The organism is Candidatus Cryosericum hinesii (assembly GCF_003570985.1).
In the GTDB taxonomy this organism is placed as follows: domain Bacteria; phylum Caldisericota; class Caldisericia; order Cryosericales; family Cryosericaceae; genus Cryosericum; species Cryosericum hinesii.
Window position 1 is genome coordinate 273 of record NZ_QXIW01000014.1, and the last position, 4,084, is coordinate 4,356.

At 62.9% G+C, this 4,084-nt stretch carries 4 protein-coding genes; all 4 read left to right on the top strand.

What is annotated here, in order from left to right:
* On the top strand, window positions 1-486 hold a 486-nt coding region (gene trhA, locus SMC3_RS02370; RefSeq protein WP_207799633.1), incomplete at its 5' end, for a PAQR family membrane homeostasis protein TrhA.
* Window position 487: 1 nt separating this feature from the next.
* Window positions 488-1,363, top strand: coding sequence for an MBL fold metallo-hydrolase (locus SMC3_RS02375; RefSeq protein ID WP_119088273.1), 876 nt, complete (start codon window positions 488-490; stop codon window positions 1,361-1,363).
* A 66-nt stretch (window positions 1,364-1,429) separates the two neighbouring features.
* Entirely contained in the window at window positions 1,430-2,071 is a 642-nt protein-coding gene (locus SMC3_RS09675) for a transposase (RefSeq protein ID WP_119088272.1), read from the top strand.
* Window positions 2,068-4,084, top strand: a 2,017-nt coding sequence (uvrB, locus tag SMC3_RS02385; protein WP_119089781.1) for an excinuclease ABC subunit UvrB, incomplete at its 3' end; no start/stop codon positions are given. The genes SMC3_RS09675 and uvrB, both read left to right, overlap by 4 nt.

The window sequence follows — 4,084 nt, forward strand, 5'->3', positions numbered from 1 at the left end:
TCGTACCATCTGCTCGATGTCAGCCCGAGGACCCATGTCATGTTGCGCAGGTTCGACCACGTCAGCATCTCCATCCTCATCGCAGGCTCCTATACGCCCGTCTGTCTCATCGCACTGCGCGGCAGCGTTGGTGTGTGGCTCTGCTGGACTGTGTGGGGACTGGCCGGTGCCGTGATCCTGACCGACGTCTTCTGGCTCGACGCTCCCCGGGGCGTCAAGGCCGCCCTGTACGTCGCGCTCGGCTGGTTCGCCGTGTGGGCGATGATCCCGCTTCAGCATGCCGTCGGGTGGGGCGGCATAGCCTGGATGCTGGCCGGGGGTCTTGCTTACAGTGTTGGGGCCCTGCTGTACGCGATCAAGAAGCCAAATCCCTGGCCCGGTGTCGTGGGTTTCCACGAGATCTGGCACCTGTTTGTGCTTGCCGGCAGCGCGGGCTTCGTCGTGCTGATCTGGCGGTATGTGCTGCCCCTGGTGAAGGCCGCCTGACATGAGTCTGCACTTCGAAGCACTGACGCCGCATCTCTGGACGGCGAAGTGCCGCGGATATGCCATGAACACGGGCATCCTGCACGACGCCGGCCTTGCCGCGCTCATCGACCCGGCACTGCTTCCGGACGAGGTGGAGGACATCGCTGCCTTCTGCGAGGCGCAGCAGCTGAAGGTCGGAACGGTCGTGCTCACCCATCACCACTGGGACCACGTCCTGGGCGCCGCGCGGTTTCCCGGTGCGCACGTCGTGGCTCAGCAGGCGTACGTCGCTCAGACCGCCCTCGACCTGGAGCGGACGCGGTGTTCGATACGACGCTACGAGGAGGCGGAAGGCGTTGCCGCTGACGTCCCGTTCGACCCGCCCATGCCCGATCAGACCGTCGACCATATCATCGGACTCATGGTCGGGGGCGTCCGTGTCCAACTGGTTCATACGCCCGGACATGCGCGCGATCACCTCTCGATGTACGACCCCGACGCTGCGTGTCTGTGGGCCGGAGACCTCCTGAGCGACCTCGAGATCCCATTCGTGAGTGACCGACTCGACGCATACGAACGGACGCTCGGCATGTTCGCCGCGATGGAGATCCACCTCCTGGTTCCCGGTCATGGAAGCCTCACGCGCGACCGCGCCGAAATCACGGGCCGCATCGACGCAGACCGCTCGTACCTGTCCGGGCTGCGCACACGGATCGAAGCAGTCGTCCTCGCGGGCGGTACCGTCCAGGCAGCTGTGGCGGTGTGTGCCGACATGGTCTTCCGCAACCCGGGCGCGAACGCCGAAGCGCACGTCATGAACATCGAACAGGCCTTCCTTGAATGCGGCGGCTCCGCCCCGACAATCCCCCTTCTCGGCTGGGCCCGCGAATTGTGAATCCCTTGGTGCCAGGCACGATGACATTCACAATTGATAAACCACTACATCAAGGAGGCATGTGAGATGGGTAGGGCGCCGCGCATCGAATATGAGGGAGCCGTGTATCACGTGACCAACCGGGGCAATGGCCAGGAGATGATCTACCGGGAAGAAGCTGACTGGAAAGCCTTCCTGGGCATCATGAGCGACGTCGCCTCGGAGTTTGGCTGGCGGATCTACACGTATTGCCTGATGGGTAATCACTACCATCTGCTGCTGGAGACTCCTCAACCCAACCTATCCCAGGGGATGCAGGAACTGGACCAGGAGTACACCCGGCGGTACAACTGGAGATACGAGCATTCGGGCCACGTGTTCCAAGATCGCTACTGGCCGGGGCTCGTGGTCAACGACAATTACCTGATCGACGCGGCGAGTTACCTGCTGCTCAACCCGCTGCGGGCCCAGCTGGTGCATTCTCCGGAGGAGTGGCGCTGGTCGAGTTGTGCGGCTATGGCTGGCCTTGTCCCGCCGCCTTCATGGCTCGATATGGACTGGCTGCCGGTCGATTTCCGTGGTGCGCCCGGGGACCCGAATGGTCCATTCCTGTCCTATGTCCGGGAGTGCGTCGGCAAGCCGCGTCCGGCGAACCTGGAGAAGCAGCGTCACCTCACCCGCCGAAATGTGAAGACCATGGTGCCTGGCACCAAAGGGATTCACAATTGAGCATCTTCAAGCTGAAGGCACCGTTTGAACCGTCTGGGGACCAGCCGCAGGCCATCGCCAAGCTGATCGCCGGCATCAACGAGGGCGACCGCTTCCAGACGCTGGTCGGCGTCACCGGTTCAGGCAAAACGTTTACGATGGCGAATGTCATCAAGGAGTTCGACCGCCCGGTCCTTATCCTGAGTCACAACAAGACGCTTGCCGCACAGCTGTATAGCGAGTTCAAGGCCTTTTTCCCCGAGAACGCGGTCGAGTACTTCGTCAGCTACTACGACTACTATCAGCCCGAAGCGTATGTCCCCACGATCGACCTGTACATCGCGAAGGACGCTGACATCAACCAGGACATCGCCCGCCTGCGGCACTCGACGATCCGCTCGCTCGTCGAGCGCAAGGACGTCATCGTCGTCAGTTCCGTCAGCTGTATCTACGGCTGGGATTCGCCGGAGGAATACCGCGAGGGCCTGCTGACCGTGACGCAGGGCGCGGCCATGAAGCGCGACGACATCGCCCGGTCGCTCATCGGACTGCGCTATGAGCGTGTCGAGGACGTGGGCAAGGGTGGCTCATTCCGCATGCGCGGGTCGACGCTGGAGGTGATGCCCAAGGAGACGGAAACCGGCATCCGCATCCGGCTGTCACTGGACGGCACGGTCGAGAAGATCCAGGAGTTCGACCTGGGTTCGCGCCAGGTCATCAAGGAGTACAAGGAGTTCATCTTTTTCCCTGCCGCGCAATTCGTGACCAGCCCGGAACGCATCGAGAAGTACATCGCGCTCATCCAGAAGGACATGGAGGACCGCGTCGCGGTTTTCAAATCGTTGAACAAGTTCGTGGAGGCCCAGCGCATCGAGGAGCGCACCAAGAACGACGTCGAGATGCTGCGCGAGGCCGGCTACTGCACCGGCATCGAGAACTATAGCCGCTACTTCAGCGGACGTGCACCCGGTTCCCAGCCGTACACGCTCCTGAGCTTTCTACCCAAGGACTTCCTGCTCTTCGTGGACGAGTCACACATCAGTGTCCCGCAGATCCGCGGGATGTTCAACGGCGACCATCAGCGCAAGCAGACGCTGATCGACTACGGCTTCCGCCTGCCGTCGGCGCTCGACAACCGTCCGCTCATGTTCGACGAGTTCATGCGGTACGTCCAGCAGGCCATCTTTGTCAGTGCGACGCCGTCGGACTACGAGTACCAGGTCTCGACGCAGGTCGCGCAGCAGCTCCTGCGCCCCACGGGCCTCGTCGACCCGGTCATCGAAGTACGTCCCAGCAAGGACCAGGTCCCCAACCTGATCGGCGAGATACGACAGCGTGTCGAGAAGCAGGAGCGCGTGCTCGTCACGACGCTGACGAAAAAGAGTTCGGAGCTGCTGGCGGACTACCTCCAGCAGGAAGGCATCAAGGCGCAGTATCTGCACAGCGACCTGGACGCGCTCGCCCGCGTTCACATCCTGCGGCAGCTGCGCTCCGGCGACATCGACGCCCTGGTCGGCATCAACCTGCTGCGCGAAGGTCTGGACCTGCCGGAGGTCTCCCTGGTCGCCATTCTGGACGCCGACAAGGAAGGGTTCCTGCGCAGTGAGACGTCCCTCCTGCAGACCATGGGCAGGGCCGCCCGCAACGTATCCGGCACCATCATCATGTACGCCGACGAGATCACCGGCTCGATGAGCCGCGCCATGGCGGAGTCGCGCCGGCGCCGGGAGTATCAGCTGAACTATAACGAGGAGCATGGCATCACGCCCCAGACCATCCATAAGGCCATCTCGGAGCTCATCGATCTGCCGTGGCGCAAGCCGGACGAGGTCGAGAAGCTGGGCAAGGAGATGCTGGCGAAGATGTCGCCTACCGAGGTGCAAGCCCTCGTCATCGAGCTCAACGAAGAGATGCTGGCGCACGCCGAGTCGCTGGAGTTCGAGGAAGCCGCCACGCTGCGCGACAAGATCGCCCAGCTGCGCGCACTGCTCATCGGCGAGAAGCCTCCCAAGCTGCAGGCGCCGGGGCTCATGC